This is a genomic window from Allomuricauda sp. CP2A, assembly GCF_001683915.1.
GTDB lineage: Bacteria > Bacteroidota > Bacteroidia > Flavobacteriales > Flavobacteriaceae > Flagellimonas.
In genome coordinates, this window is sequence record NZ_LXTT01000167.1 from 1 (window position 1) to 24,056 (window position 24,056).

General features: G+C 43.0%; 24 protein-coding genes. 10 read left to right on the forward strand and 14 right to left on the reverse strand.

The genetic code is table 11. The annotated features are described in order from the left end of the window. Positions 1-238 precede the first annotated feature (238 nt). Positions 239-1,390: a leucine-rich repeat domain-containing protein gene (locus A7D14_RS18760; protein WP_067037900.1), complete on the reverse strand. Its 1,152-nt coding sequence runs from the start codon at positions 1,388-1,390 to the stop codon at positions 239-241. Positions 1,391-1,712: 322 nt separating this feature from the next. Beyond that, positions 1,713-2,327: a hypothetical protein gene (locus tag A7D14_RS18765; protein WP_067037902.1), complete on the reverse strand. Its 615-nt coding sequence runs from the start codon at positions 2,325-2,327 to the stop codon at positions 1,713-1,715. Positions 2,328-2,407: 80 nt separating this feature from the next. On the opposite strand from A7D14_RS18765, the gene A7D14_RS19770 reads away from it, so the two are divergent. Together A7D14_RS19770 and A7D14_RS18770 are read left to right on the forward strand one after the other, a co-directional pair. Then, positions 2,408-2,578 (forward strand): tyrosine-type recombinase/integrase, encoded by a 171-nt coding sequence (locus A7D14_RS19770; protein ID WP_083158170.1) that lies wholly within the window; start codon positions 2,408-2,410, stop codon positions 2,576-2,578. Between the two features lie 100 nt (positions 2,579-2,678). Further along, positions 2,679-3,611: a peptidylprolyl isomerase gene (locus A7D14_RS18770; protein WP_067037904.1), complete on the forward strand. Its 933-nt coding sequence runs from the start codon at positions 2,679-2,681 to the stop codon at positions 3,609-3,611. Between the two features lie 620 nt (positions 3,612-4,231). On the opposite strand, the gene A7D14_RS18775 is transcribed toward A7D14_RS18770, so the two are convergent. Both A7D14_RS18775 and A7D14_RS18780 read right to left on the reverse strand, forming a co-directional pair. Then, positions 4,232-4,426: a cold-shock protein gene (locus tag A7D14_RS18775; RefSeq protein WP_067037906.1), complete on the reverse strand. Its 195-nt coding sequence runs from the start codon at positions 4,424-4,426 to the stop codon at positions 4,232-4,234. A gap of 87 nt (positions 4,427-4,513) precedes the next feature. Beyond that, entirely contained in the window at positions 4,514-5,152 is a 639-nt protein-coding gene (locus A7D14_RS18780) for a peroxiredoxin (protein ID WP_067037908.1), read from the reverse strand. 164 nt (positions 5,153-5,316) lie between these two features. Between A7D14_RS18780 and A7D14_RS18785 the strand changes: the two genes are divergently transcribed. Further along, a complete protein-coding gene (locus tag A7D14_RS18785) occupies positions 5,317-5,859 on the forward strand; it encodes a YfiT family bacillithiol transferase (RefSeq protein WP_067037910.1) in 543 nt (180 codons plus the stop codon). A gap of 1 nt (position 5,860) precedes the next feature. On the opposite strand, the gene A7D14_RS18790 is transcribed toward A7D14_RS18785, so the two are convergent. The 6 genes from A7D14_RS18790 to A7D14_RS18815 all read right to left on the reverse strand — a co-directional run bounded on the left by A7D14_RS18790 (position 5,861) and on the right by A7D14_RS18815 (position 12,168). Then, positions 5,861-6,388 (reverse strand): GNAT family N-acetyltransferase, encoded by a 528-nt coding sequence (locus tag A7D14_RS18790; RefSeq protein WP_067037912.1) that lies wholly within the window; start codon positions 6,386-6,388, stop codon positions 5,861-5,863. Further along, a complete protein-coding gene (locus A7D14_RS18795) occupies positions 6,388-6,708 on the reverse strand; it encodes a cupin domain-containing protein (protein ID WP_067037914.1) in 321 nt (106 codons plus the stop codon). Before A7D14_RS18795 ends, A7D14_RS18790 begins: the two co-directional genes overlap by 1 nt. 15 nt (positions 6,709-6,723) lie before the next feature. Further along, positions 6,724-7,284 (reverse strand): thioredoxin family protein, encoded by a 561-nt coding sequence (locus A7D14_RS18800; RefSeq protein ID WP_067037916.1) that lies wholly within the window; start codon positions 7,282-7,284, stop codon positions 6,724-6,726. Between the two features lie 60 nt (positions 7,285-7,344). Continuing rightward, a complete protein-coding gene (locus tag A7D14_RS18805) occupies positions 7,345-9,873 on the reverse strand; it encodes a M14 family metallopeptidase (RefSeq protein WP_067037918.1) in 2,529 nt (842 codons plus the stop codon). Between the two features lie 92 nt (positions 9,874-9,965). Next, complete coding sequence (locus tag A7D14_RS18810) at positions 9,966-10,340, reverse strand: PUR family DNA/RNA-binding protein (RefSeq protein ID WP_067037943.1); 375 nt, start codon at positions 10,338-10,340, stop codon at positions 9,966-9,968. Positions 10,341-10,416: 76 nt separating this feature from the next. Continuing rightward, positions 10,417-12,168, reverse strand: a complete 1,752-nt coding sequence (locus tag A7D14_RS18815) for an ABC transporter ATP-binding protein (protein ID WP_067037920.1) — start codon at positions 12,166-12,168, stop codon at positions 10,417-10,419. A gap of 179 nt (positions 12,169-12,347) precedes the next feature. Here A7D14_RS18815 and nusB point away from each other — a divergent pair, with 179 nt between their 5' ends. From nusB to A7D14_RS18835, 4 genes are all read left to right on the forward strand, one after another. After that, on the forward strand, positions 12,348-13,295 hold the full coding sequence (gene nusB, locus A7D14_RS18820; RefSeq protein ID WP_067037922.1) for a transcription antitermination factor NusB: 948 nt from the start codon (positions 12,348-12,350) through the stop codon (positions 13,293-13,295). A gap of 38 nt (positions 13,296-13,333) precedes the next feature. Continuing rightward, positions 13,334-13,813 carry a DUF1573 domain-containing protein gene (locus A7D14_RS18825; protein ID WP_067037945.1) on the forward strand — a complete coding sequence of 160 codons (480 nt, stop codon included), beginning with the start codon at positions 13,334-13,336 and terminating at the stop codon, positions 13,811-13,813. 16 nt (positions 13,814-13,829) lie between these two features. Beyond that, on the forward strand, positions 13,830-14,120 hold the full coding sequence (yajC, locus tag A7D14_RS18830) for a preprotein translocase subunit YajC (RefSeq protein WP_067037924.1): 291 nt from the start codon (positions 13,830-13,832) through the stop codon (positions 14,118-14,120). 97 nt (positions 14,121-14,217) lie between these two features. Continuing rightward, a complete protein-coding gene (locus A7D14_RS18835) occupies positions 14,218-15,567 on the forward strand; it encodes a Gfo/Idh/MocA family protein (RefSeq protein ID WP_067037927.1) in 1,350 nt (449 codons plus the stop codon). 119 nt (positions 15,568-15,686) lie between these two features. Here A7D14_RS18835 and A7D14_RS18840 read toward each other — a convergent pair whose 3' ends face one another. From A7D14_RS18840 to pepT, 3 genes are all read right to left on the reverse strand, one after another. Continuing rightward, a complete protein-coding gene (locus tag A7D14_RS18840) occupies positions 15,687-17,177 on the reverse strand; it encodes an amidohydrolase family protein (RefSeq protein WP_067037929.1) in 1,491 nt (496 codons plus the stop codon). 168 nt (positions 17,178-17,345) lie between these two features. After that, complete coding sequence (locus tag A7D14_RS18845; protein ID WP_067037931.1) at positions 17,346-17,936, reverse strand: YdeI/OmpD-associated family protein; 591 nt, start codon at positions 17,934-17,936, stop codon at positions 17,346-17,348. A gap of 1 nt (position 17,937) precedes the next feature. Beyond that, positions 17,938-19,167, reverse strand: a complete 1,230-nt coding sequence (gene pepT / locus A7D14_RS18850) for a peptidase T (protein ID WP_067037933.1) — start codon at positions 19,165-19,167, stop codon at positions 17,938-17,940. A gap of 106 nt (positions 19,168-19,273) precedes the next feature. Here pepT and A7D14_RS18855 point away from each other — a divergent pair, with 106 nt between their 5' ends. The 3 genes from A7D14_RS18855 (at position 19,274) to A7D14_RS18865 (ending at position 21,727) form a co-directional block, all read left to right on the forward strand. Continuing rightward, the gene (locus A7D14_RS18855) at positions 19,274-19,693 is read left to right on the forward strand and encodes a hypothetical protein (RefSeq protein WP_141673446.1); all 420 of its coding nucleotides are present in this window, start codon (positions 19,274-19,276) and stop codon (positions 19,691-19,693) included. A gap of 54 nt (positions 19,694-19,747) precedes the next feature. After that, on the forward strand, positions 19,748-20,788 hold the full coding sequence (locus A7D14_RS18860; protein ID WP_067037937.1) for a quinone-dependent dihydroorotate dehydrogenase: 1,041 nt from the start codon (positions 19,748-19,750) through the stop codon (positions 20,786-20,788). 75 nt (positions 20,789-20,863) lie between these two features. Next, entirely contained in the window at positions 20,864-21,727 is an 864-nt protein-coding gene (locus A7D14_RS18865) for a hydroxymethylglutaryl-CoA lyase (protein ID WP_067037939.1), read from the forward strand. Positions 21,728-21,776: 49 nt separating this feature from the next. Here A7D14_RS18865 and A7D14_RS18870 read toward each other — a convergent pair whose 3' ends face one another. Then, a complete protein-coding gene (locus A7D14_RS18870) occupies positions 21,777-23,999 on the reverse strand; it encodes a TonB-dependent receptor domain-containing protein (RefSeq protein ID WP_067037941.1) in 2,223 nt (740 codons plus the stop codon). Positions 24,000-24,056: the final 57 nt, after the last annotated feature.

Here is a 24,056-nt window from a genome sequence, read left to right on the forward strand (position 1 = left end):
GTGGAATAAATATAGCGAATAAGCGGTGTACTGCGTGGCCGTTGGGGGAAAATAGCTCGGACAGGAGGTGCCGCTTGCGGTGCCGGCCGGGCGGCCGCAGGCATTTTTCCCCAACGTTTGGTATATGCAAAGTAGGCGATTGCGGGCTTCAAACTTATCAAACCGCTACAAAATTGAAGCGGGCTGCAACTCTTGAATTTACTACTATTTCGCCTATTTTGTATATACATTGTTGGGCTTAGTATTTATGTTTTATTCCAGTTACTTTTCTAATTTCTGATAATTTTACTTTGTCTAATATTCCATCTTTTAAATAGAAATGAGAAGTTTCCAAATATTCGAAATCTCTTAATTCTTCCATTAATTCATTTACAGAATTGCTCTGTATTGAAAGGTGTTTCAAGTTCTTCATTTTTTTAAGGCAATCTGGAAATTCTTCTATTTGTCCACCAACTCTAAGCTCTTTCAAGTTTTTGCACTCGCAAATTGATTCAGGTATTTCTGATATGTTATTATCCAAAAGATTAAGGACTTCAAGATATTCCAATTTATTTAAGCCGTCCGGAATTGTTGAAATTCTCTGTTCATTTAGGTCAATTATCTTAACGTTTGGTAATTCCATTATTTCCAATGGAAAACTTGTTAGTCTAGTCTGATATGGGTTGATTTTAATTATCTCTACTGACTCAGGATTACTTAAAGCTCTACTGATTGAGTTAAATTCTCCTGTTGTTTCCAATTCTTTAGTTTTTTGAAGGTCTTTATTTGCATAGAGGACATTAATAAATATAATAGGCAGTATCAAAGATGCAATGGTTGAGGGAATGATATATTTCACGTTGTTTCCCGAAGTCTTGTTCCTTTTTGCCTTTTTAACAATGAGAAATGAAATAACGATTAAAGAAATAATTGAAACACCAACAATCGGAAAACCAATGCTATCTAAGGTTTCACTTTTGACACCCAAAGTGTGACCTAAAACAGAATAACTTCTTGAATCGTCAAAGTCAGATTGGAACAAGAAGATTCCAAGAAATGAAAGATGGGATAAAATAATCAGTAATAAACTCTTGTTCCCACTTTTCGCCAAGTAGTTCATAGAATAGAAATGAACTATTAAATGACTTATTCCAAAAATCAACGCACTCCCTATTCCTAGAATGAAAAGCCAACCCAAAATAGATAGTCTTGCACCGATTCCAATCGATACAACCAATGTCAATAATATGGTCTGTGTCGTTTTATTCATATTAAGCCCAACGGCCACGCGGCTATGGCGGGCAGCGTTGTGGGCTTGCCCGCAAAAGCTGACTGGAGCCATTAGGCGCTGATTCGCTATAGCCGCTTGTTGGGAAAAGTGCACTTTTTTCCGCTGCGGCGCGCGGGCCATTTTTGGTTAAACGTGGAATAAATATAGCGAATAAGCGGTGTACTGCGTGGCCGTTGGGGGAAAATAGCTCGGACAGGGGGTGCCGCTTGCGGTGCCGGCCGGGCGGCCGCAGGCATTTTTCCCCAACGGTTTAGCTAAGCGTAGTGCGGTAGTAAGGAAACCTTTAGTTTCCGTCTTAGCACTAAGCTAAAGCTTATTGTTTAGTTTTATTTTTTCTACTCTAAAGCTAAATCCATAAGATTTAGCGACATCATAAATATACACAGACCTTTCGGTATAACCCAAAGTCCGCATTACGTTTAGGTTTTGTTAGCATACGTATTTATTTTGTACGGCTGAACTTTTGACCATTATCAAGAATAAAAATACTATTGTTTATTTTAGTTAGCCCCAAAAAATTCTGAATGGAATCAGAACATATAGTTAATCCATAGACATGGTTTTTATATTCGATTTTGGCTTCAATTTCATAAGTAGTCATTGATAATTTTTTATCTCCTGTCCATTCACCTGAAACTCCTTGTATTTCAAGTTTGTTGATTAGTTTTTCCGTCCCCATTTCCACCCAGTTTCCAATAGACAACTTTTCAATTTCTGGTAACTTTAGTTTTCCGTCCGCTCTTTTTGATTTATTAATGTTAGTCCAATCTCCTTGTAAAATCCGAGCAATTGAGATTATGGAATCGTTAAGTTGTTCTTGTGAAACAGGTTCAATTTTATCTACACTTTTAAGTCCCACACAGTTCAAAAAGCAGATTGCCGAAATAATTAAGAAGAATTTTAAAAGTTTGCTCATATGTATGCTAACGGCCACGCGGCTATGGCGGGCAGCGTTGTGGGCTTGCCCGCAAAAGCTGACTGGAGCCATTAGGCGCTGATTCGCTATAGCCGCTTGTTGGGAAAAGTGCACTTTTTTCCGCTGCGGCGCGCGGGCCATTTTTGGTTAAACAGTGGAATAAATATAGCGAATAAGCGGTGTACTGCGTGGCCGTTGGGGGAAAATAGCTCGGACAGGGGGTGCCGCTTGCGGTGCCGGCCGGGCGGCCGCAGGCATTTTTCCCCAACGGAACAGATATTCGGGTTATTCAAAAACTATTGGGACATAACAATATAAGCACCACACTGCTCTACACCAAGGTTTCCAATAATGTAATCGGAAAAGTAAGAAGCCCTTTGGATGATTTGTAAACGTTCCGTCCCAGCTTTTGCCCTTGGCCATAAACCCGTATCTTTGAAGCCTTAAAATAATCCAGACATCGAGCAATCGATTAATCCAACAATCAAAAAAATGCAAGACGGAATCTACGCCAAATTCAATACCTCAAAAGGGGAAATTCTGGTAAAACTTACGCACGACAAGACCCCGGGTACCGTGGGCAACTTTGTGGCACTTGCCGAAGGCAATATGGAAAACTCCATTAAACCCCAAGGCAAACCCTATTACGATGGACTCAGGTTCCATAGGGTCATTGCCGATTTTATGATCCAGGGAGGATGCCCTTTGGGAACTGGAACGGGAGATCCCGGCTATAAGTTTGATGATGAGTTCCACCCAGACCTTACCCATGGGGGACCAGGGGTGCTCTCCATGGCCAATGCAGGACCCGGAACCAACGGAAGCCAATTTTTTATCACCCACGTGGCCACACCTTGGCTGGACAACAAACACACTGTTTTTGGGTATGTGGAACACGGCCAGGAAGTGGTGGATGCCATTGCCCAAGGCGATGCCATTGAAAGTTTGGAGATTGTACGTGTAGGCGATGAAGCCGAAAAATGGAACGCCATTGAAGCCTTCAGAACGTTTGAGGGCGCCCGCGAAAAGCGAATTGCCGAGGCCAAGGCCCAAGCAGAGGCCGAAATGGAGGAACTCGCCGCCGGTTTTGAAAAGACCAACAGTGGATTGCGCTATAAAATCATCCAAAAAGGAAATGGGGCCAAAGCAAAAAAAGGGAAAACCGTTTCCGTACACTATGAAGGCTGTTTGTCCAACGGACAGGTTTTTGATTCCTCTTATAAAAGAAACCAACCCATTGACTTTACCATTGGTGTGGGGCAGGTCATCCCCGGATGGGACGAAGGCATTGGGTTGCTGCAAGTAGGGGACAAGGCAAGATTTGTGATTCCATCCCATTTGGCCTATGGCAGTGCAGGGGCAGGAGGGGTCATTCCGCCAAATGCCACCTTAATTTTTGATGTGGAATTGATGGATGTGAAATAGTATCGGTTAGATTTAAAAAGAGAAGAGGCTTTCTAAAATATGGGATTGCGTCATTCTGAATTCCTGCCTGCCGGCAGGCAAGGCATTTCAGAATCTCATCATGCTGATACACAAATCACTATGGGAACCTGAATCAATCCCGATGGCTATCGGGACAGGTTAACGAATATCTACTTTTTAGAATTCAGCCTCTTTTTATTTGGTACGATTCACACTTACCAAAAGAAGGCAAAGATTAATGGCAAGCAAAAACAGTAAAACGCTAAAAAAGGTATTCATTGGGTATAGGTCTTTTTGTTGATAACACTTCAACGAAGAAATACCCTACCATATTGCCCCTAACCTAACGCGATGGTCTCAATTTTTCCCAAAAAAACCACCCAAAAAGCTCTTTTTGGAACCGTTTACGCTTAAAATGAGCAACAATATGTTAATGACCAAAAGAAGTAGAAGGACTCCAAAGAATGTGTTCATGCTTCGGTTATTTAATGGTTATGGGGAACGGTTGTTTTGTAAATAGATATAAAAAAAAGAAGAGGTTGCGTCTCCTTTAAAAAAAATTACAAACAAAAAACCCGGGCAATGCCCGGGCCTGATCTATAAAAAAGTATACTGTAACCTTAATCTATAACTTGTACATTTACGGCGTTCAATCCTTTTTTACCTTGCTGTAGTTCAAATTCTACGGCATCACCTTCCCTGATTTCATCGATTAAACCTGAAACGTGTACAAAGTGATCTGCTTGCGAACCTTCTTCAGTGATAAAGCCGTAGCCCTTAGAATCGTTGAAGAATTTTACTGTTCCTTTACTCATAATAAAAATTAAAATAATTAAATAATGGGCAAAGTTACACTTAATTTATTGGGAATTAGGATTTTTCTACTTTTTTCTTAAAAAAAATTATGCCGTTGGGTCTGGGGTCAAACGTAAATACGGTTTTACCTCCTCAACACCCTTGACAAAGATTTTCTTGGCCTCATCAGTGGGTATGGCCGGACTTACCACCACTTTTTCCCCATGTTTCCAATTGGCAGGTGTGGCCACTTTGTGGTTGGCCGTCAATTGCAGGGAGTCCACAACACGCAATAGTTCATAAAAATTACGCCCGGTGGAAGCAGGATAGGTCAAGATCAGCTTTACCTTTTTGTCCGGTCCAACAATGAATACCGAACGAACCGTAAGCGTATCATCCGCATTGGGATGGATCATGTCATAAAGATCGGATACCTTTCTGTCCTCATCCGCAATAATGGGAAAGTTGACATTGGTAGCCTGCGTCTCGTTGATGTCCTTGATCCATTCCTTGTGCGATTCGGCACCATCCACGCTCAAAGCCATCATTTTCACATTTCGCTTGTCAAATTCATCCTTGAATTTGGCCGCAGTACCCAGTTCCGTGGTGCAAACTGGTGTAAAATCGGCTGGGTGGGAGAACAGAATGCCCCATCCATCGCCCAAATAGTCATAAAAATTCAGTGTTCCTTCTGAGGTTACCGCTGTAAAATCCGGGGCGGTATCACCCAATCTAAGTGTAGCCATATGTATTGTTTTTTTGGATTATAAATTAGTACTCTACAAAGTTAGTGGATAAATCAACCCCTTAATTTTAACACAGTTAAAAGTGTATTAAAATTACATACCTTTTTAGGGATTCGGTTGTAAGATTCAACATATTTTAGCATGAAGTTCATTACCTTTAAAACATGGAAAAAGAAACTTTGGTACAACTAAAATATCCCATAGGACATTTCAAAATCCCGGAGACAATCACCGACCAACAGTTGGAAGAATGGATCGCCGTTTTGGAAAAATTGCCCCAACGGTTGGAGACCATGGTACGTCCACTTTCTGCAAAACAACTGGAAACCCCTTACCGACCCGGTGGGTGGACGGTGCGCCAATTGGTGCACCACGTTGCGGATAGCCATCACCACAGCTATATCCGGTTCAAATGGGCCCTGACGGAGGATAACCCACTCATAAAACCCTATGATCAAGAAGGGTGGGCTACACTTTTTGATGCCAAAACAGCTCCTGTTCAACTCTCATTGGATCATTTAAAAGTGGTGCATGCCAAGTTGGTTTATCTGTTGCGGGGGCTCTCCAGGAAAGAATTACAGCGTAAATTCACCCATCCCGAAGGAAATACTGAAACCACATTGGCAGTAAATGTGGGGCGATACGCTTGGCACGGAAGCCATCATTTTGCCCATATTGAAAATCTGATACAACGCGAAGGTTGGTGATCTAGAGCTGCTTGGTCAAAATCCACATGGCCTTTTCCGAAGGAATCGCTCCAGCTAAGCCGAGCTCACTTTCCCTTTTGATTTTGAAGCCATTTTTCTGATAAAAATGTATGGGACCTCCTTTTTGCATGGTATCTAGCCAAATCACTTTCTTCTTCAAACCAATGGCATGGTCTTCAATGAGTCGCAGCACTTTTTTTCCATGCCCCTTGCCGGTATGTTCCTTGAGCAGATAGATTTTTTCCACCAGAAGTGCCTCTTCGGCAGAAAACTCATCGAGGTCACAATCTTTCACCAGTTTGGCTACGCCAACCGGCGTTTTTCCCATTTTTATCAATAGGTTTTCCATATTGGGGTCGGCCAATTCCCTATTGACCACTTCAGCGGTAAAACTCTTGGCGATATAAGGTGTCGGGTCTTCATTTTCCCATAAATGCAGGTAATGTTCTTGATATGATTTTTTTCCGATGTCGATGTAGGCATCAATTGTTTTGGCATTGACCGGCTCCAAAATTATATGGTTTTCCATCAGCTGTTTTCACCTCCTTCCGGTCCGTAGAAAAACACCCAAGTAGCAAAATCGTCCGTAAAGTTTTCAAACCGATGTTCCACTCCCGCGGGAACGAACAGAAAATCACCTTGGGAAAAAGTAGTGCGTTTTCCGCCGTTCAAAAATTCACCGCTTCCTGAAACCACCACATAGATTTCGTCACGGGAATGCGGTTGTTGCAGGTCCACTTTTTTGGGCTGATAGATTTCAACCGACAGTGAACCGTGCCCAAAAAGGGTCAAAAATGGGGAATCCACTTCCGAAAGTTTCCCCAGCGCTTCTTTTGGACTTATTTTCATAGCCCTAGTATTACATTAGTTCCCAATCCATTTGATGTTGCACCCAATACTCGGTTTTTGATTGGGGTCAATGATCTTTCCTTCCAAAAGGGCATCCATGGCATTTCTAAGGTCTGATCCCGTGAGGGGCAGTCCATTTCCGGGTCTGGAATCGTCCAACTGACCGCGGTAGACCAATTTTGAGTCCCCATCAAAAAGATAAAAGTCAGGCGTGCAGGCGGCATCGTAGGCCTTGGCCACTTCTTGGGTTTCATCGTACAAATATGGAAAGGTGTAGTCCATTTCTTGGGCCTTTTCCTTCATCAAGTGCGGGGCATCCTGCGGATAGTTTTCCACATCGTTACTGGAAATGGCCACAAAGTTGATGCCCTTGGCCTGGTATTCCTTGCCCAATTTGGAAATCTCTGGATTCACATGGATCACAAAAGGGCAGTGGTTGCATATAAATAGAACTACCGTTCCTTTTTCACCCTTTATCTTTTGTAGTGAGAGGGTTTCGTCGGATACGGTGTCCAATAGTTCAAAATCCGGGGCCTTGGTGCCCAGGGGAAGCATGTTGCTTGGGGTTCTGGCCATAGTTCTTTTTTTTTGATTATTATATTCGTTACAAAATTAGTGGATGTCGGGATGCATCCCTTACATCATCTGCCCAAAGAAAATAGCGTTCATCAGCAGTTTATTGGTGCCGTACCAAAATGCCCTGAAGTTGGTGTTATCGGTAAAGAGAATCACCCTTCCTTTGCCCAACCGTTGCACCTTAAAGGGTACACTGTTTTTGATGAGTTCCGCATTTTCTTCGGAAATATAGCCACTCAGCAACGGATCATTGGTATACTGAATGGGATTGTCGTAGCTATTTTTTTCAGGTTCCAAATAAATATTGGTGTTTCGGAAAAGGGCCAATTTGTCATTTTTATAGCCGTAGTTGATGGGATGTGACCTGTCCAAGTCGGCTTCAAAAATGGCACCTCCGGTCACTTGGGCCCCTTGAAAATCCTCTTTTTGGTCAAAGGCGATATTTTTGGCGATCAAGGTATCATTTCGCATTTTTAGATCCATGAACTCATGGTTTTTGAACCAATTGGCCGTAGTCCTGTACCCGATAACCGTACCACCATTCTTGACCCATTCCTTGATTTTTTCAGCCCCTTTTTTATCGAGCATGGTACCGCCGCCCCAACCCGTACCGGGCAGTAGCAAAGCCGTATAGGAATCCAGGTCCACACTGTTGAAATACTTGGTGTCGATTTTGGTGATCTTTATGTCATAGCGGGTATCGAACAGATGCCAAATTTCCCCGGCGTCGTAGGAGCGGGTGCCGTCGCCCACCAAAATGGCCACTTTTTGTTTTTTAAGGGCTTCAAAATCACCACTTCCCAAATCAATTCCTTCGGTATGCCCGGTGGATGCCCCATGGAGGGTTACGCCACTTTCTTGCGCAATACCATTTAAAAAGGTGTACAGCTCATCGGAATCCAATTTTTGGTTCTGTACGGGCACCATGATACTGCCATAGTCATACCGAGTGCCTTCCAAGGTAAATGGGGTCCTTGCGGTTTTGGCGCGAAGGCCTTTTTCCAAAATGGCATTCAACACTTTAGGGGTGTAGTATTCGTGCCATTCAAAAACATAGGCATAGTTGCTCTTTCGGTCCACTCCACCTGTTGGGCGTTGAAAATCCACAACTTCCGGTCCGGCATTGGACAGGGAGGAGAGCTCTGCGTAATCCACATTAAAGGCCAACGGAAAGGTCCAAGCGGATATGTCATAAAACAGACTGTCGGCAAAAGTGGTCCGCTTCTCAAACATGGCATTGATGAGCCTTGGGTTTTTCTGGTCCATCGGCACCACATAGCTATATCCTTTTTTATAACTCTTTCCACCAATCGTGGCATCCGAAGCCAATTCGTGGAACTTTATTTTATGTCGTTTTAGAATTTCGGCCAAGTGCCAAGTTTTGGAAGCATCCTTGCTATCCCCAAAAATTAGGGCCTTGGTTTTGCTCCGTGAACCTTCACTGCGTAAGTCTGCGTAATAGTTTTTTTGATACTCCAACAGTTTTGTCCGCATGTTTTGGGCCGCCTCAATGGTGGACAAAGCAGTGGTAAACTGATTTCGTATGGTAAAGGGAAAAGTCAACAGTCCGTTATCACTTTCTTGGACATGCCCCCGTGAACTGGCCTGCTCAAACAAAATTCCAATGCTTCCATTCACATCTGGAAAGGTGGAACCCTTACCATAATAATAGTCATCATAATTTTCTTCCGAAAAATACAATGACCCAATTTTGTCCAAGGCCTTCACATGATAGGTGCCAATCTCTTGGGTGAGCTCTTGGTTGATTTTGGGCGTCAGTGGATGTACCCGTTTGGGTTCTCCAGGTTGAAAAAAGAAAGTGGAATTGGTACCCATTTCATGATGGTCCGTTAAAATGTTGGGCAACCATTTATGGAAGGTTTCAACACGGGCCCTACTGGCCGGCAATTGTGCAGGTAACCAGTCGCGGTTAAGGTCAAACCAGTAGTGGTTGGTTCGTCCGCCGGGCCAAACCTCGTGGTATTCACGTTCGTTGTTATCTGGGTTCAGGTTTTGACTTCTATTCACATTGGCCCAATACGCGAAGCGCTGCAAACCATCTGGATTAAAACTGGGATCCATAAGAATGACCATATTGTCCAGCATGGACTCAATTTTTGGACCTTGGGCCGCGGCCAGATAATAGGCATAGGCCAGTCCGGCATTGGCACCACTGGGTTCATTTCCATGGATGGAAAACCCTTGGTACACAATAACGGGCATTTCCGAAGTGTTCATATCTGGGCTTCCTTCGGAAAGCGCAATATGCTGTTGCCGAATGGTCTCAATATTTTGATGGTTTTTTGGCGTGGTTACCGTAAGTAGAAGTATGGGACGGCCTTCAAAGGTGGTTCCCCTGTTTTCAATGGTGATCCGATCACTGGATTCAGCAAGTTGGTACATGTAGGACACCAGCTTGTCATGGGTAACATGCCATTCACCAACCTCATGTCCAATGACATCCGCGGGTTTTGGAATGTTTGGGTCATAAGGGACACCATCCGGTAAATAATACTCCAATGTTACTTGTTGTGCTGTAAGGCTGAGACCAACCAATAGGGCAACGAATAGAAGGCTGCGTTTTTTCATGAGATGAAGATTGAGTTAGTTAGTAGGTATAAAAATAAAAAACGACCTGCAGAGCGCAGGTCGTTTTACACTATTTTTTAAGGTAATATTACCTAAATGTCATCAAAATCAACATCGGTGAAACTGCCAGATGCGGTTCCATTCTCACTGATGCCGTCATTTTCTTCTTTTTTGAAATCCTTTTGGTGCCGTTCCGAGATTACTTCATGGCCTTTTTCGTCAATGATGTAGTCCATCATTTCTTCCATAATTTCCCTAAAAGCTGAGAAATCTTCCTTGTAAAGATAGATTTTGTGCTTTTTGTAGTGAAAGGAGCCATCATCGTGGGTAAACTTCTTGCTTTCTGTGATGGTAAGGTAGTAATCACCGGCCTTGGTGCTTCTTACGTCAAAAAAATAAGTTCTTCTTCCTGCTCGTAAGACTTTCGAATAAATCTCTTCCTGATCCATTATATCTTTCTCGCCCATTTGGTCTAGTGTTTTAAACTTTGGTTGTATGTTCTCCCAAAAATGGAAAAAAAAAGCTAATCCAGCAACTTTTTTATCATTCTTTCCCAGAGAGCTGGTTGAGATAGAGTTCTTTATAGTACCCATCAACGTTGTTCAATTCCTCATGGGTGCCCTCTTGGAGTATGGTCCCATTTTCCAATACAATGATCTTATCTGCGTTTTTGGCCGAAGAGACCCTATGGCTTACGATCAAGGTGGTCCTGTCTTGGGATTCCCGTTTTAGGTTGTTCAAAATTTCTTCTTCGGTTTCTGTATCCACTGCGGACAGACAGTCATCAAAAAGATAGATTTTTGGGTCTTTGAGCAGCGCACGGGCAATGGAAACCCGCTGCTTTTGACCGCCACTCAGCGTAATGCCCCGTTCGCCCAAAATGGTATTGTACTTTTTGGCAAAACCTTGAATGTTTTTGTGGACCACCGCCTTTTTGGCCACCTCAACAATCTCATCATGGGAGGCATTTTCGTTCCCAAACCGGATATTGTTCTCTATGGTATCCGAAAAAAGGAAGGCATCCTGGGGTACGGCCCCAATGGAACTCCGTAAACTGTTCAGGTTCAATTTTTGAAGGGGTACGCCATCAATCAATATTTCACCCGAGCTTACATCGTATAGTCTTGCCACCAAATCCAGGATAGTGGATTTACCGGATCCGGTTTTCCCCAAAAAGGCAACGGTTTCCCCGGCTTTAATGGTAAAGGAAACATTGTTGAGGGCGGTAATATTGGTATCCTCATACGTAAAGGTGACGTTTTTAAACTCAATATCCCCATGGATGGGGGTTTCTTGCGCCACTTCATTTTTGATGGAAGGCTCCTCCTTTAAAAATTCATTGATGCGTTTTTGGGAAGCTTCGGCCCTTTGAATGATGGAGGTGAGCCATCCCACAATGGCAACGGGCCAGGTAAGCATGTTCACGTAGAGGATAAACTCGGCAATGATCCCAATGGACTCAATTTGACCGTTGATGTATTGTCTTCCTCCAATATAGATCACAAAAATGTTACTGATTCCAATAAGGAGAATCATCAATGGAAAAAACCAGGCATTTACTTTGGCCAGTGCCATGCTGGTATCTTTTCCCTCTTGGGCCAAATCTTTTAATTCTGAATTGATTTTGGGCTCAAGGCTATAGGCTTTGATCACGGCCACCCCCGAAAAAGATTCTTGGGTAAAGGTGGACAGGGTGGATAAAAACTCTTGGACCTTGGTACTTCTCTTGTGGATAATTTTACTGATCTGATAGATCAAAACCGATAAAACAGGCAAGGGAAGCAGCGTGTAGGCAGCTAGGGTAGGGGCCTTAATGAACATCAACGGGATTAAACAAGCAAAAAGGGTGAGTGTCTGTATGCCATACATAATGGCGGGCCCCGCATACAGCCGCACTTGGTTAATATCTTCACTGATTCGGTTCATGAGGTCACCGATCCTGTTTTTTTTGTAAAAATTGAGGCTGAGCAATTGGTAATGGTCAAAGACCTCGTTTTTTAGATCGTATTCTATGTAGCGGGAGACATTGATGATGGTCTGCCGCATTAAAAAGGTGAAAAGTCCGGAAAGGATAGCGGCTCCGACAATGATCAGAATATATTGGAGCAACATCCCTTTGGCGTCCGTCAGGGTGATGACGTTTGACATAAAATCCTCAACAACCTGTATGGATTTGTTCACATACGAAGGCATGATCAAGGAAAAAATACGGGCAATAATGGTGATCAAGATCCCCAAAAACAGCTTAAACCAGTATTTTTTGAAGTATTTATTTAGGTGTTTTAGTTCCTTCATAAAAGGGAAAGATGGTTTTTGAGCGTCATTTTTTAATGACAATCCAGCAAATATATGCCATTGACCACAAAGTAAATGTTATAAAACTGATAAGAAAACAACTTTGGTAGGTAAGATTGAAATATAAGATTACTTTTGCGGGGTGAAAGCCAATCAATGACTTTAAAAGTTCTTTAAAAATGCTTACCCGAAGGCATATCAGAGTAAAAGTGATGCAATGCATCTACGCATTGATCCAATCCAAGGACGATTCTTTGGAAAAACAGGAGAAGTTCCTAAAAGTGAGTATAGAGAACATGTATGTGCTCTATTTGCTCGTTTTGAGCCTTTTGGCCGAACTGCACCAAATGGCCAACAGACATGTGAACCGTGCTTCAAAAAAGTATGTGGCCACCGAAGAGGACACCTATCCCGACCCCGAAAAATTTGTAAAGAACAGATTGCTGTTGCAAATTGCCAACAATGAATCCTTGAAGGCTGCCTTGTCCAAAAGAAAGCTGAACAATTGGTACTTGAATGAAGAGTATGTAAAGATCATTTACAAAGAGGTGGTTGGCAGCGATATTTACAAACAATACATGACCAACGGCAAGAACGACTACGAGGATGATCGTGATGTGGTTCTGCAACTTTTCAAGAACATCATAGCTCCCAATGACAAGATTTATGAGTATTTTGAGGAGGATAAACTCACTTGGGTAGACGATATTCCCATTGTCAACACCTATTTGATGAAGCGTTTGCGCAAGGCCAGTGAAAACTCCAATGAAAAGTTTTTTCTTCCCGCTTTGCTCAAGGATCAACAGGATATGGACTACGCCAATGAACTGCTGACCAAGACCCTGCTCAACGATGCCAAATGGGAACAAGAGATAGAAGGGAAGACGCCCAATTGGGACAATGACCGTATTGCCGAGATTGATTCCATCATATTGAAAATGGCCATTTGTGAATTGCTCAATTTCCCCTCCATCCCAGAAAAAGTAACCTTAAATGAGTATTTGGAGATAGCCAAGGAATACTCCACGCCCAAGAGCAGTATCTTTATAAATGGGGTTTTGGACAAGTTGGCCAAGGAGTATAAATCCAACGGAAGACTGCAAAAAATTGGAAGAGGGCTACAGTAAACAATATTTGTTTAATTTTGGAAAAACAAATTTTTATCATGAAAAGAATAACAACAATTTTAAGTTTGGTCCTGGCAGTTGCTTTGGTAAGTGTTTCCTGCAAGGATAAAGCATCGAAAAAAATAGTTGCTGACAACGTTGAAAGTGCTACCAGTAGGGACGAAGCACAAAAGAAGATTCCGGTGATGTCCTTTGAAAAGGCAGAGCATGATTTTGGAACGATTGCACAAGGAACTCCCCAAGAGACTTCCTTTAAATTTACCAATACCGGAGATGCCCCTTTGATCATCACCGATGCCAAAAGTAGCTGTGGATGTACCGTTCCTGAATATCCAAAGAACACCCCCATCGCTCCCGGAGAATCTGGTGAGTTGTTGGTGAAGTTCAACGGTTCTGGACAAAACCAGGTGACCAAGACCATCACCGTTACCGCCAATACCGAAAAAGGAACAGAAATGTTAAGGATAAAGGCTTTTGTCAACCCTGCGGGGGCGGCTCCAGCTGGTCCTGTTAAATAGATTTATAATAACCTGAATGGAAAACATAGGACAGTTTTTACCTCTGATATTGATTTTTGCCGTGGCGTATTTTTTTATGATTCGCCCGCAAATGAAGCGTCAGAAGGATGAGAAAAAATTTACTTCGGAATTAAAAAAAGGTGATAAGATCATCACCAAAAGCGGATTGCACGGAAAAATTGTGGAATTGAACGACAACGATTTTTCCTGCGTCATCGAAACCATGGCCGGCCGTTTAAAGTTTGACCGTTCTGCCATTTCCATGGAAATGAGCAAAAAGTTGAACGCACCTTCCGATAAAAAGTAAAGTAAATAGATTTATCATTTTTCTAAAGATGACGTCTCTCGTAAATTGAAATGCGAGGGACGTTTTTTTTGTATCTTATCCAAAATTTAAAAAAGATATGGGCACTCGAAGACAATTTGTGAAAAAAGGATCCTTTTTGATGGCTGGAATGGGAGCTTCCCTGGTTTTTCCCATGGAACTATTGGCCTCCATTCGAAAAAATGTCAGTCCCAACGACAAAATCCAAGTGGGACTTATTGGCTGCAAAGGAATGGGATTTTCAGATTTGTCTTCCATGCTCAAAAACAGTGAAGTTGAGGTAGTCGCTCTTTGCGATGTGGATGAAAATGTGCTCCAACAACGAACCGCCGATTTGGAAAAAGCAGGCATCAAGAAGCCCAAATGGTATTCGGATTACAGAAAATTGTTGGAGGACAAGGATATTGATATCGCCATTATTGGCACTCCTGACCATTGGCATTGTTTGTTGCTGGTGGACGCCATTGATGCCGGAAAGGATGTCTATTGCGAAAAACCCATTGCCAATTCCATTGCGGAGTGTGATGTGATGTTGGGCAAGGTAAATACCAGTGACCGTATGGTACAAATCGGGCAATGGCAGCGTAGTCAGCCCCATTTTGTGGATGCCATCAATTATGTGCATTCCGGAAAGTTGGGACAAATTCGTTTGGCTAAAACGTGGGCCTATCAAGGGTGGATGAAATCTATTCCCCCAGTTCCCGATAGTCCCGTCCCTGCAGGGGTGGATTATAAAATGTGGTTGGGCCCGGCTCCAGACCGCCCTTTCAACAAAAACCGCTTCCATTTTGATTTTAGATGGTTCTGGGACTATGCTGGCGGATTGATGACCGATTGGGGCGTGCACCTTATCGATTATGCGCTGTATGGCATGAAAGCCTCCACGCCGAAGTCCGTAATGGCCATGGGCGGAAAATTTGCCTATCCTAATGATGCCGCAGAAACCCCGGATACCTTACAAACCGTTTACGAATTTGATGGTTTTTCCCTATTGTGGGAACACGCCACCGGAATTGATGGGGGGAACTATGGCCGAAACCACGGCATTGCCTTTATCGGGAACAACGGTACTTTGGTATTGGACCGCGGCGGATGGGAAGTGATTCCGGAAAATGACCGCCCGCATTGGAGCCAGGACAATGGCCCCAAAATTGAGCCGGTTCCCCTACAGCAAGTTGATGCGAATGGGTTGGATTTGCATACCACCAACTTTTTGGATGCGGTTAAATCACGGGACAAGACCATTCTCAATGCGCCCATAAAAGTGGGGTACGATGCCGCCGTGGTAAGCCACATGGGCAACATTGCCTATAAAACCGGGGAACGCTTATTTTGGGATGCTTACCAAGGACAGTTTACGAACACCGAAGCCAATGCACATTTAGCAAAAGCCTACCATAATGGGTGGGAGTTGCCACAGGTTGGATAAGCAGTTTTGAGTTTAAAATGGTGCGTTGTTTTGGAATTACACTTTTCGGTATTGTATAAGAATAGTGCGGTTTTGTAATAAGCTACGCATTATTTTTATACGGAGTTGGCATGTTGTTATTATTTTACAGATAAATTTTCTCTAATTAATACTTCACCTCCTAGTACTATATTTTCAATAGTGTTGTAGGCCTCTATTTCTTTAAGAGGATTCTTTGTCATCAATATCAAATTTGCTTTTTTTCCAACTTTTATTGAACCTACATCGGAGTCCAATTTAAATGCCTTTGCGTTGTTAATTGTTGCTGAGGCAAGAATTTGGTTTAACGGAACTCCTGCTTCATTCATTAATTTTAATTCCCAAAATCCATTATGGCCAGGTTGGTTTCCATATGTTGGTGCTGAAGGAGTGTCCGTACCAAATAGAATTAACCCTCCATTGTTCGCTAGGTATTTTAAAGCGAGTTTTGCATGAGCTTGAATGTTGCCATAAATTGTATGGATTTCCTCAGCCGAATAGTCCCCAAAAAGGTCATTGGCAAACCATTGTCCTTCCTCTGTCTTATACCAATTCAGCAATTTTTTTGGCACAATTTTGTTTAGTTCAGGGCTGCTAAGATACGTATCATCCGCTAAAGCTTCTTCCCCAGCTATAACAGTCAAAGTGGGTGTATAACCAATTTGTTTTTGAATCTGCAAGTCCAAGACGTTCCTTATCTCTGTGGGCAATGAATCTTTTGGTACATCTTTGTATTTCCCCCAGTTCCATAAACCGTGGGCGATAACATCTACACCAACATCGGCCAAGAATGAGTGGGCTTCAAGCGAATTACCATGAACGGTAAGAACAAGTCCATTGGAATGGGTTTCACTTAACAAATCGTTCATAATACTTTTTGTGGGCACGGGTAATTTTGGCATACCTCTAAAACCAGATTCATAATATGATTTGACGGCAATGCCCCCTGAATTTTTTATACGACTTACAACAGCTTTTGGAGTATGGTCCGCCGGTTCAAATTTATCCGGGATATTGTCAGCCTCACTTTCCAGATATATGAAATTTGGAGTTCCCTCGAATCGGAATTGCTCAGGAGCAAAATTCATAGGATAGCCATTTGCAACTGATGCTCCAGACCTGCCAGTATGAAATAAATCCGGTTTTATGGGTTGTGCATTAAAAGAAGTAATCTGTTCCTCTGATATGCCTCCCAGGTTGATCAAAGTTGTAAAGCCATGGTACAGATAGCTTCGGGGCATCTGTTTATTAAATTCTTCTGTCAATTCAGGATATTTTTCCATATGATGGGGAAGCATTCCTTGTACTTCTGTGATATGAACATGGCTATCAATTAATCCCGGAATTACGAATTTTCCTGTTCCGTCAATTTTTTCAAATTTCCCGCTAACACTTGGCTCGTTTTTATCAATGTAAACGATTTTATCTTTTTCTATTACCAAATGACCTATATATGGGCTGTAGTTTCCATCTTCAGAAGAAATAATGGTTATGTTCGATATGTATACTCCTTGAGTAAGGTTCAATCTATCCTGTGTGTCTTTACAAGAAAATAATTGTAAGAAAATTGTTAGAAAAATGATTTTTTTCATTCTCAAAGTTTTAATGCATGCCAACGTTTAAAGAAATGATTCGTTTTTAATGAATTATATCAACCGGTACCTGTCTATCGGCAGACAGGAGTGAAGTTAGCGTTTTTCGGCTAAAGAATCCAGATACAATTGATGGGACACTGCCATAGATGATGGAGAGTCAAGAACTTACCGATACCCATCATTCAACCCAACCCCTTTCTCGATCATGGGCAATATTTTTTCCAATCGTCGCAGTTTGGTGGCTTCCTGTTTGGCCTCAGCAATGTATTCGCAGAATTCTTTTTGTTTGTAGGGCGTAAACTTTTCAAAAGCAGCTTGTAGTGTAGCGTTCATTGCCAATTTGGATTGCAGGAGTTCGGGAATGGCAACTTTCGTGGTTTTTTCAGCCTTCACTTCCAGCCCCTTTTTTTGGTTGTCCAAAGCCTCGTTCATATAAGCCAAAACGGTTTTGGCCTCCACCTCATCCAAACTTTGGAACTTCCAGTGTCGCATGCCCTTGGTTTTGCCTTCTTGCGCATTTTCCAGCACCTTTTTTGGGTCCTTCAAAAACATCCCATTAAAAAACCAAATCGCAAAATGCTGTTTGAACGTACAAATCCCAAATACATTTTTGCCATTTAGGGTGTACACGGGAATACCCCATTTAAAATCCTCTTCGGCCTCGGTTTTTAGGGCAATTTCCCTGAGGTGTGCAATGCTCTCCTTAAACGTGTGTTCTTTTTGATAGTAGTTCTCTAGTTTTTCCTGTTTCTCCATCCTATTTAATTTGTGAGGCTGTGAGTTCGCAGATTTTAACAATGACCTTTACGGCCTTTTCCATACTTTCCAAGGGAATATATTCATATTTTCCATGAAAATTGTGTCCCCCGGCAAAAATGTTGGGGCAGGGCAGTCCCATAAAACTCAATTGGGAACCATCCGTTCCCCCACGAATGGGCTTGATGATGGGTTCTATCCCGAGTCGTTTCATGGCCTCTTCGGCAATTTCAACAATGTGGAATACAGGTTCCACTTTTTCGCGCATGTTTTTGTACTGATCTTCAATGTGAAGGGTTACGTAATCCCCATATTTTTTGATGAGTTTTTCGGTGATGTCTTCCAGCATTTCTTTTCGGGCCTGAAATTGAATGGCATCATGGTCGCGGATGATGAGCTCTATTTCTGTTTTTTCAATTTCACCCTTAATTTTGTGCACATGGAAAAAGCCTTCCATGCCCGAAGTATGCTCCGGGACTTCCCGGGGCGGCATCAGGCTTAGAAACTCATTGGCAATCCCGATGGCATTTACCATTTTGTTTTTCGCATATCCGGGGTGTACGCTCTTTCCGGTAATGGTAATTTTGGCCTTGGCCGCATTGAAATTCTCAAACTCCAGTTCCCCCACTTGGCTGCCATCCATGGTGTAGGCCCAGTCGGCTCCAAACTTTTTTACATCAAACTTGTGGGCACCCCTGCCAATTTCCTCATCCGGGGTAAAGGCAATCCGAATTTTACCATGTTTTATTTCGGGGTGTTGCACCAAATATTCCATGGCCGTGACAATTTCGGCAACCCCCGCCTTATCATCGGCACCCAATAAGGTATTCCCATCCGTAGTGATCAAGGTCTGGCCCTCATATTGGAGCAAGTCCTCAAAATAATCAGGGGAGAGCACAATGTTTTTGGTTTTGTTGAGCACAATGTCCTTGCCGTCATAATTTTTTACAATCTGGGGCTTCACATTTCTTCCACTGAAATCTGGGGACGTATCCATATGGGAAATAAAACCGATCGTGGGCACCTTTTTGTCCGTATTGCTGGGCAAGGTGGCCATGATGTAGGCATTTTCATCAATGGATACTTCCTGCATGCCGATCTGGTGCAGTTCCATCACCAATTTTTTGGCAAGGTCCCATTGTTTTTCCGTACTGGGGGTGGTTTTGGAATACGGGTCGCTCTGGGTGTCGGTGGTTACATAATCAAGAAATCGGGGTAGTAATTGCTCCATATTGTGTGTATGCGTTTCATCAAAAATAATGCTTATTCAATCGTGAATTTGATCAAGAAAACACTTTTACCACTATCTTTCATTGTTTTTTTAAACCCCATACCCATTGAAAGCAGCTTTTTTTAGTCTTTTTTTGATGTTGAGTTTTTCTGTTTTTGCCCAGCAGGATTGTATGCTTGGAGTTGGAGGAAAGGATGATGATACCATCGCCGAGGTTTTTCAACTCAACGAAGAACAATTGGAAAACCTGAGAAATTGGAGTGCCGAACTCAAAATTAGGAATGGGATTTTACAGAACCAGGCTGAATATCTTTTAAAACAGCATGAAGAAAGTTCCCCTGAAGTTCTCCTGAAAGTTTCAACGGAATACAGGGCAATTATAGATAGCATGAAGCAAAACGTGCGGATGATGGACAAAAGATTGCTGTCCATTTTTAATCCAAAGCAATATGAGTTCTATTTGGAGTTGTGTAATACACTTACCCTGCGTCCTATCCACATAAACAGGTCGGTTGACGAAAAATGAATCTTTTCCACCAAACTGTTTTAAGAGTTTTTATTTTTGTCCAAAATCTGTTGAATGTATAAAATTCTCATTCGTCCAATCCTCTTTTTGCTAGATGCGGAAGCGGCACATCATTTTTCTTTTTGGGCCATTGGGATACTTTCAAAGCTGGGATTTGGCCCTTTGTTCAGAAAGGCATTTGAAGTGGAGGACCCCAGTTTGGAACGGGAAGTTTTTGGAATAAAATTCAAGAATCCGGTGGGTCTTGCCGCCGGTTTTGATAAGGATGCCAGATTGTACAACGAGTTTTCCAATTTTGGTTTTGGTTTTGTTGAAATAGGGACTTTAACGCCCAAACCACAACCGGGAAACCCCAAAAAGCGATTGTTCCGATTGCGTGAGGACAAGGCCATCATCAACCGAATGGGGTTCAACAATAAAGGTGTTTTTGAAGCTGTGGAACAGTTGAAGAAGGACCACCGGGTAATTGTTGGGGGAAACATTGGAAAAAACAAGGCCACACCCAACGCCGATGCCATCAAGGACTATCTTATTTGTTTTGAGGCCCTTTTTGAATACGTTGACTATTTTGTGGTGAACGTGAGTTCGCCCAACACACCGGGACTTCGGGAACTCCAAGACAAGAAACCATTGACCAACTTGCTCAAAAAATTGAAGCGTCAGAATAGTAAGCAGGCCAAAAAACTAAAGCGAAAGGAAAAACCCATATTGTTGAAAATTGCCCCGGATCTTACCGATGCACAACTCATGGACATCATTGGTATTGTGCAGGAAACCGAAATTGATGGGGTCATTGCAACCAATACCACCATTTCCAGAACCAATCTAAAGACCCCACTTTTTATTACGGAGGAAAAAGGAGGTTTAAGTGGCAAACCTTTGGCGCAAAGAAGCACGGAGGTCATTCGGTTTTTGGCGGAAAAAAGCAACAAGGCATTTCCCATTATCGGGGTTGGAGGCATCCACACGGCTGAAGATGCTTTGGAGAAATTGGAAGCAGGAGCGGATTTGGTCCAACTGTACACCGGTTTTATTTATGAGGGGCCCGGTCTCATCAAAAAAATCAACAAAGCCCTATTGGAACGTAAATCATAAACCTTATCACTCCAGGTCTGGGCATGATTTTATCTATTGCCATCGGATAAATAATGGTAATTTTACGGTCGGCCTATGTCAAAGATAAAACTCATAGAATGTCCACGGGATGCCATGCAAGGCATAAAGACCTTTATTCCCACAGCGGAAAAGGCAAGGTACATTCAATCCCTTTTGGGTTGTGGTTTTGATACCATTGATTTTGGCAGTTTTGTCTCGCCCAAGGCCATTCCGCAAATGCAGGACACCGCAGCAGTTTTGAATCTGTTGGACCTTTCCAAGACCAAGAGTAAACTTCTGGCGATTGTGGCCAATATTCGGGGGGCTGAAGACGCTTGTCAACACAAGGCCATCGATTATTTGGGATTTCCTTTTTCCATTTCCGAGAACTTTCAAATGCGGAATACGCACAAGACCATTGCCCAATCTGTGGAAACTTTGGAAGGAATTTTGGAATTGGCCAACAAGCACAATAAAGAAGTGGTCACGTATATCTCCATGGGGTTCGGCAATCCATATGGAGACCCTTGGGATGTGGAAATAGTAGGGGAGTGGACCGAAAAATTGGCGGCTATGGGCACCAAGATTTTATCGCTCTCCGATACCATTGGAACTTCTACACCAGAAGTTATCGACTATTTGTTTTCCAATCTCATCCCAAAATATCCAGACATTGAATTCGGGGCCCACCTACATACAACGCCCACCAAATGGCATGAAAAAGTGGATGCCGCCTACAAGGCAGGATGCAGGCGTTTTGATGGGGCCGTACAAGGATTTGGCGGATGCCCCATGGCCAAGGATGAGCTTACCGGGAACATGCCCACGGAGAAAATGCTTTCCTACTTCACCACGACAAAAGCGGAAACCGGAGTAAACTGGATGGTTTTTGAAGCAGCGTACAATAAGGCTACCGAATTGTTTTCGGTGTACCATTAAAAAAGGCACCCCGAAGCGTGCCTTTTTGGAATTTCTTTCAAATCAAAGATCAGTAGCGAAGCTCAACTCCAGCATAGATGCCAAATGGATGTCCAGGTCGCAATCCGGCAGGTACCCTGGCGACAGCATATTTTTGGTCCAACAAGTTGATTATATTGGTTGTTAGCGCTACATGCTTGTTGAATCTGTATCGGCCCCCTAGATCTACGATAAAGTTGGAGTCCACTTTTTCATTGGCGGGGATGGGACCGCTCCCGGCCATGGTCCTAAATGCTCCGTTATATCTACCGCTGAGGTTTACTTCAAAATTTTGATGCTCCAAGGATAGGGAGGCGTTGAACTGATGCTTGGCGATGTAGGGCATCTCATCGCCTGAATTAACTTCGCCCCAGATATCATTGCCACTTCCAAAACTGCTCAAAAATTCCGTGTCGGTCAAGGTGTAACCAAAAGTAAAGGGCAATTGAAGGTTTTGGTTGTTTTCCAAAAAGTTATAGTTGAGCAATAATTCTATGCCTTGCACGCGCACTTCACCAGCATTGAACTGATCTAAAGAGCCGGTTCCCCCGGTTGCAGCAAGATCGCTGCCCAATAGGTTGCTGTAATCGTTGTAAAAACCAACAAACTCCCCGGAAATCCCAGCGAACGAGAAGCGGCTTCCCAGTTCGTAGTTGACACTCTCTTCCGGATTTTCCCCAGGTTGGTTGCTGGGGGGCGAAAACCCTTTGTGAACCCCTCCGAAAATAGAAAACGCATTGAAATTATAGTTGAACCCTATTCCAGGGATAAACACATCCACTTTGTTCTTTCGCTCCGAAGTATCTGTGCCTATCCGATCTACATCATTTGTGCCATAGTCCAACCTTTCCAAAGTCATGTTCTCATAGCGAAAGCCGGGGGTCAAGGTCAATTGGTTGATCTTTAACTTGTACATCGCATAAGAGGCAAAGGCCTTTGCACTGCTAATGCGGTTGGCATTTGTTCCAGGGATACCTTCGTTTATCAATAGCATGTTTCCGTTCACCATGGCATAATCATCTATCCATTGAAAACGGTCCTCTTCATCATAATGGTAACGCAGTCCTATTTCTAGGTCGTGATAGGTGTTCTCACCGCTCCAGTGGTAGTCCAATTTGGTCTGTACCCCCGTTGATAAATAATCCCTGTTGTTGTTGCGTGCATTTAGGAAATCGTCACCATCACTGTCGGTAGCTCCTGTTACCAAATCAATGTAAGCATTAAACGTGGTAGGGTCGCTGAATATGTTTCCAATTCCTTCGCGTTCTCCATCAACGGTAACGAAGTCGACCTTATACCAATTTCTGCTAAAATCATTGTAATAGCCAATGGTGGTGATTCTGAATTGATCGTTGAACTTTAAGGCATGTGTTCCCATGACCTGAAAATGCTCGGTGTTCATTTGGTCGTTTTGAGAACCTGCATACCTACGGAAGGGGTCTGCATTAAAATCCTCTTGGGTAAGCCCTAGGTAGGTTTCGTTGGAGGTTTCATCAGAATACTGGAACTTAACCTCGAATTCCTGCCCCAAAGCGGCCTCGGGATTGGTGTTGACTTTAAATTTGGCGACGAGGTCATTCTTATCAAAACCGGTGTTGTCCCCATTTTCAAGGTTTTTGAATCCGTTGGAATTGTAATTGAGGTATTCCACGGCGTATCCGAAGTTTTTGCGGCTATCCCCAAGTTGGGTGTGAATACGACCACTTTGAAAACTTCCGTAACTACTGTTTAAAAAGATACCGAAGTTGTCGGGCACTTCTGTTGACACCATATTGATGGCACCGCCCGTTGTGTATGGCCCGAACTGGACTTGGCTACTTCCTTTCAATATTTCCACTGCCTGCATGCGGGCTATGGTCGGAAAATAATAGGCCGATGGTGCGCTGTATGGCGCAGGGGCAATAAGGACACCGTCCTCCATTAAGGTAATCTTGGAACTTCTTTCTGGGGATGTGCCTCTTAAACTGATATTGGGTCTTAGCCCAAAGCCATCTTCCTCGTAGATATTGACCCCGGGAACGGAACGCAGTGTACGGTTGATATCGGTATAATTGAACTTTTTGATTTCTTCAGGAGAAAGGTAATATGAGGAACCTGTCCTGTTCTTGGCGGCAAATTTGCTTCCAAAAATTACTTTGGCAGACAAAACAACCTCATTCAACTTAATGGTAGAGGAGTCAGTAGTCATTGGGTTTTGTTGTCCTGATAGAATTAGACAACTGAAAAGAGCGATAGCTGAGAATAGTTTGTACATAACGTTAATTAAGACTTATTTTAAATAAGGAATTGTTTTGCGGGGCAAAAATATGCG

Excerpts from the sequence above, each read along its gene's own strand:
- A7D14_RS18795 (WP_067037914.1), bottom strand. The coding sequence starts at position 6,708 with ATGAAAATAAGTCCAAAAGAAGCGCTGGGGAAACTTTCGGAAGTGGAT.
- A7D14_RS18760 (WP_067037900.1), bottom strand. The coding sequence starts at position 1,390 with ATGGCCCGCGCGCCGCAGCGGAAAAAAGTGCACTTTTCCCAACAAGCG.
- A7D14_RS18815 (WP_067037920.1), bottom strand. The coding sequence starts at position 12,168 with ATGAAGGAACTAAAACACCTAAATAAATACTTCAAAAAATACTGGTTT.
- yajC (WP_067037924.1), top strand. The coding sequence starts at position 13,830 with ATGGAAAACATAGGACAGTTTTTACCTCTGATATTGATTTTTGCCGTG.
- A7D14_RS18825 (WP_067037945.1), top strand. The coding sequence starts at position 13,334 with ATGAAAAGAATAACAACAATTTTAAGTTTGGTCCTGGCAGTTGCTTTG.
- A7D14_RS18790 (WP_067037912.1), bottom strand. The coding sequence starts at position 6,388 with ATGGAAAACCATATAATTTTGGAGCCGGTCAATGCCAAAACAATTGAT.
- A7D14_RS18770 (WP_067037904.1), top strand. The coding sequence starts at position 2,679 with ATGCAAGACGGAATCTACGCCAAATTCAATACCTCAAAAGGGGAAATT.
- A7D14_RS18835 (WP_067037927.1), top strand. The coding sequence starts at position 14,218 with ATGGGCACTCGAAGACAATTTGTGAAAAAAGGATCCTTTTTGATGGCT.
- A7D14_RS18845 (WP_067037931.1), bottom strand. The coding sequence starts at position 17,936 with ATGGAGAAACAGGAAAAACTAGAGAACTACTATCAAAAAGAACACACG.
- A7D14_RS18860 (WP_067037937.1), top strand. The coding sequence starts at position 19,748 with ATGTATAAAATTCTCATTCGTCCAATCCTCTTTTTGCTAGATGCGGAA.
- A7D14_RS18800 (WP_067037916.1), bottom strand. The coding sequence starts at position 7,284 with ATGGCCAGAACCCCAAGCAACATGCTTCCCCTGGGCACCAAGGCCCCG.
- A7D14_RS18775 (WP_067037906.1), bottom strand. The coding sequence starts at position 4,426 with ATGAGTAAAGGAACAGTAAAATTCTTCAACGATTCTAAGGGCTACGGC.
- A7D14_RS18805 (WP_067037918.1), bottom strand. The coding sequence starts at position 9,873 with ATGAAAAAACGCAGCCTTCTATTCGTTGCCCTATTGGTTGGTCTCAGC.
- A7D14_RS18765 (WP_067037902.1), bottom strand. The coding sequence starts at position 2,327 with ATGGCCCGCGCGCCGCAGCGGAAAAAAGTGCACTTTTCCCAACAAGCG.
- A7D14_RS18780 (WP_067037908.1), bottom strand. The coding sequence starts at position 5,152 with ATGGCTACACTTAGATTGGGTGATACCGCCCCGGATTTTACAGCGGTA.
- nusB (WP_067037922.1), top strand. The coding sequence starts at position 12,348 with ATGCTTACCCGAAGGCATATCAGAGTAAAAGTGATGCAATGCATCTAC.
- A7D14_RS18870 (WP_067037941.1), bottom strand. The coding sequence starts at position 23,999 with ATGTACAAACTATTCTCAGCTATCGCTCTTTTCAGTTGTCTAATTCTA.
- pepT (WP_067037933.1), bottom strand. The coding sequence starts at position 19,167 with ATGGAGCAATTACTACCCCGATTTCTTGATTATGTAACCACCGACACC.
- A7D14_RS18840 (WP_067037929.1), bottom strand. The coding sequence starts at position 17,177 with ATGAAAAAAATCATTTTTCTAACAATTTTCTTACAATTATTTTCTTGT.
- A7D14_RS18810 (WP_067037943.1), bottom strand. The coding sequence starts at position 10,340 with ATGGGCGAGAAAGATATAATGGATCAGGAAGAGATTTATTCGAAAGTC.
- A7D14_RS18865 (WP_067037939.1), top strand. The coding sequence starts at position 20,864 with ATGTCAAAGATAAAACTCATAGAATGTCCACGGGATGCCATGCAAGGC.
- A7D14_RS18785 (WP_067037910.1), top strand. The coding sequence starts at position 5,317 with ATGGAAAAAGAAACTTTGGTACAACTAAAATATCCCATAGGACATTTC.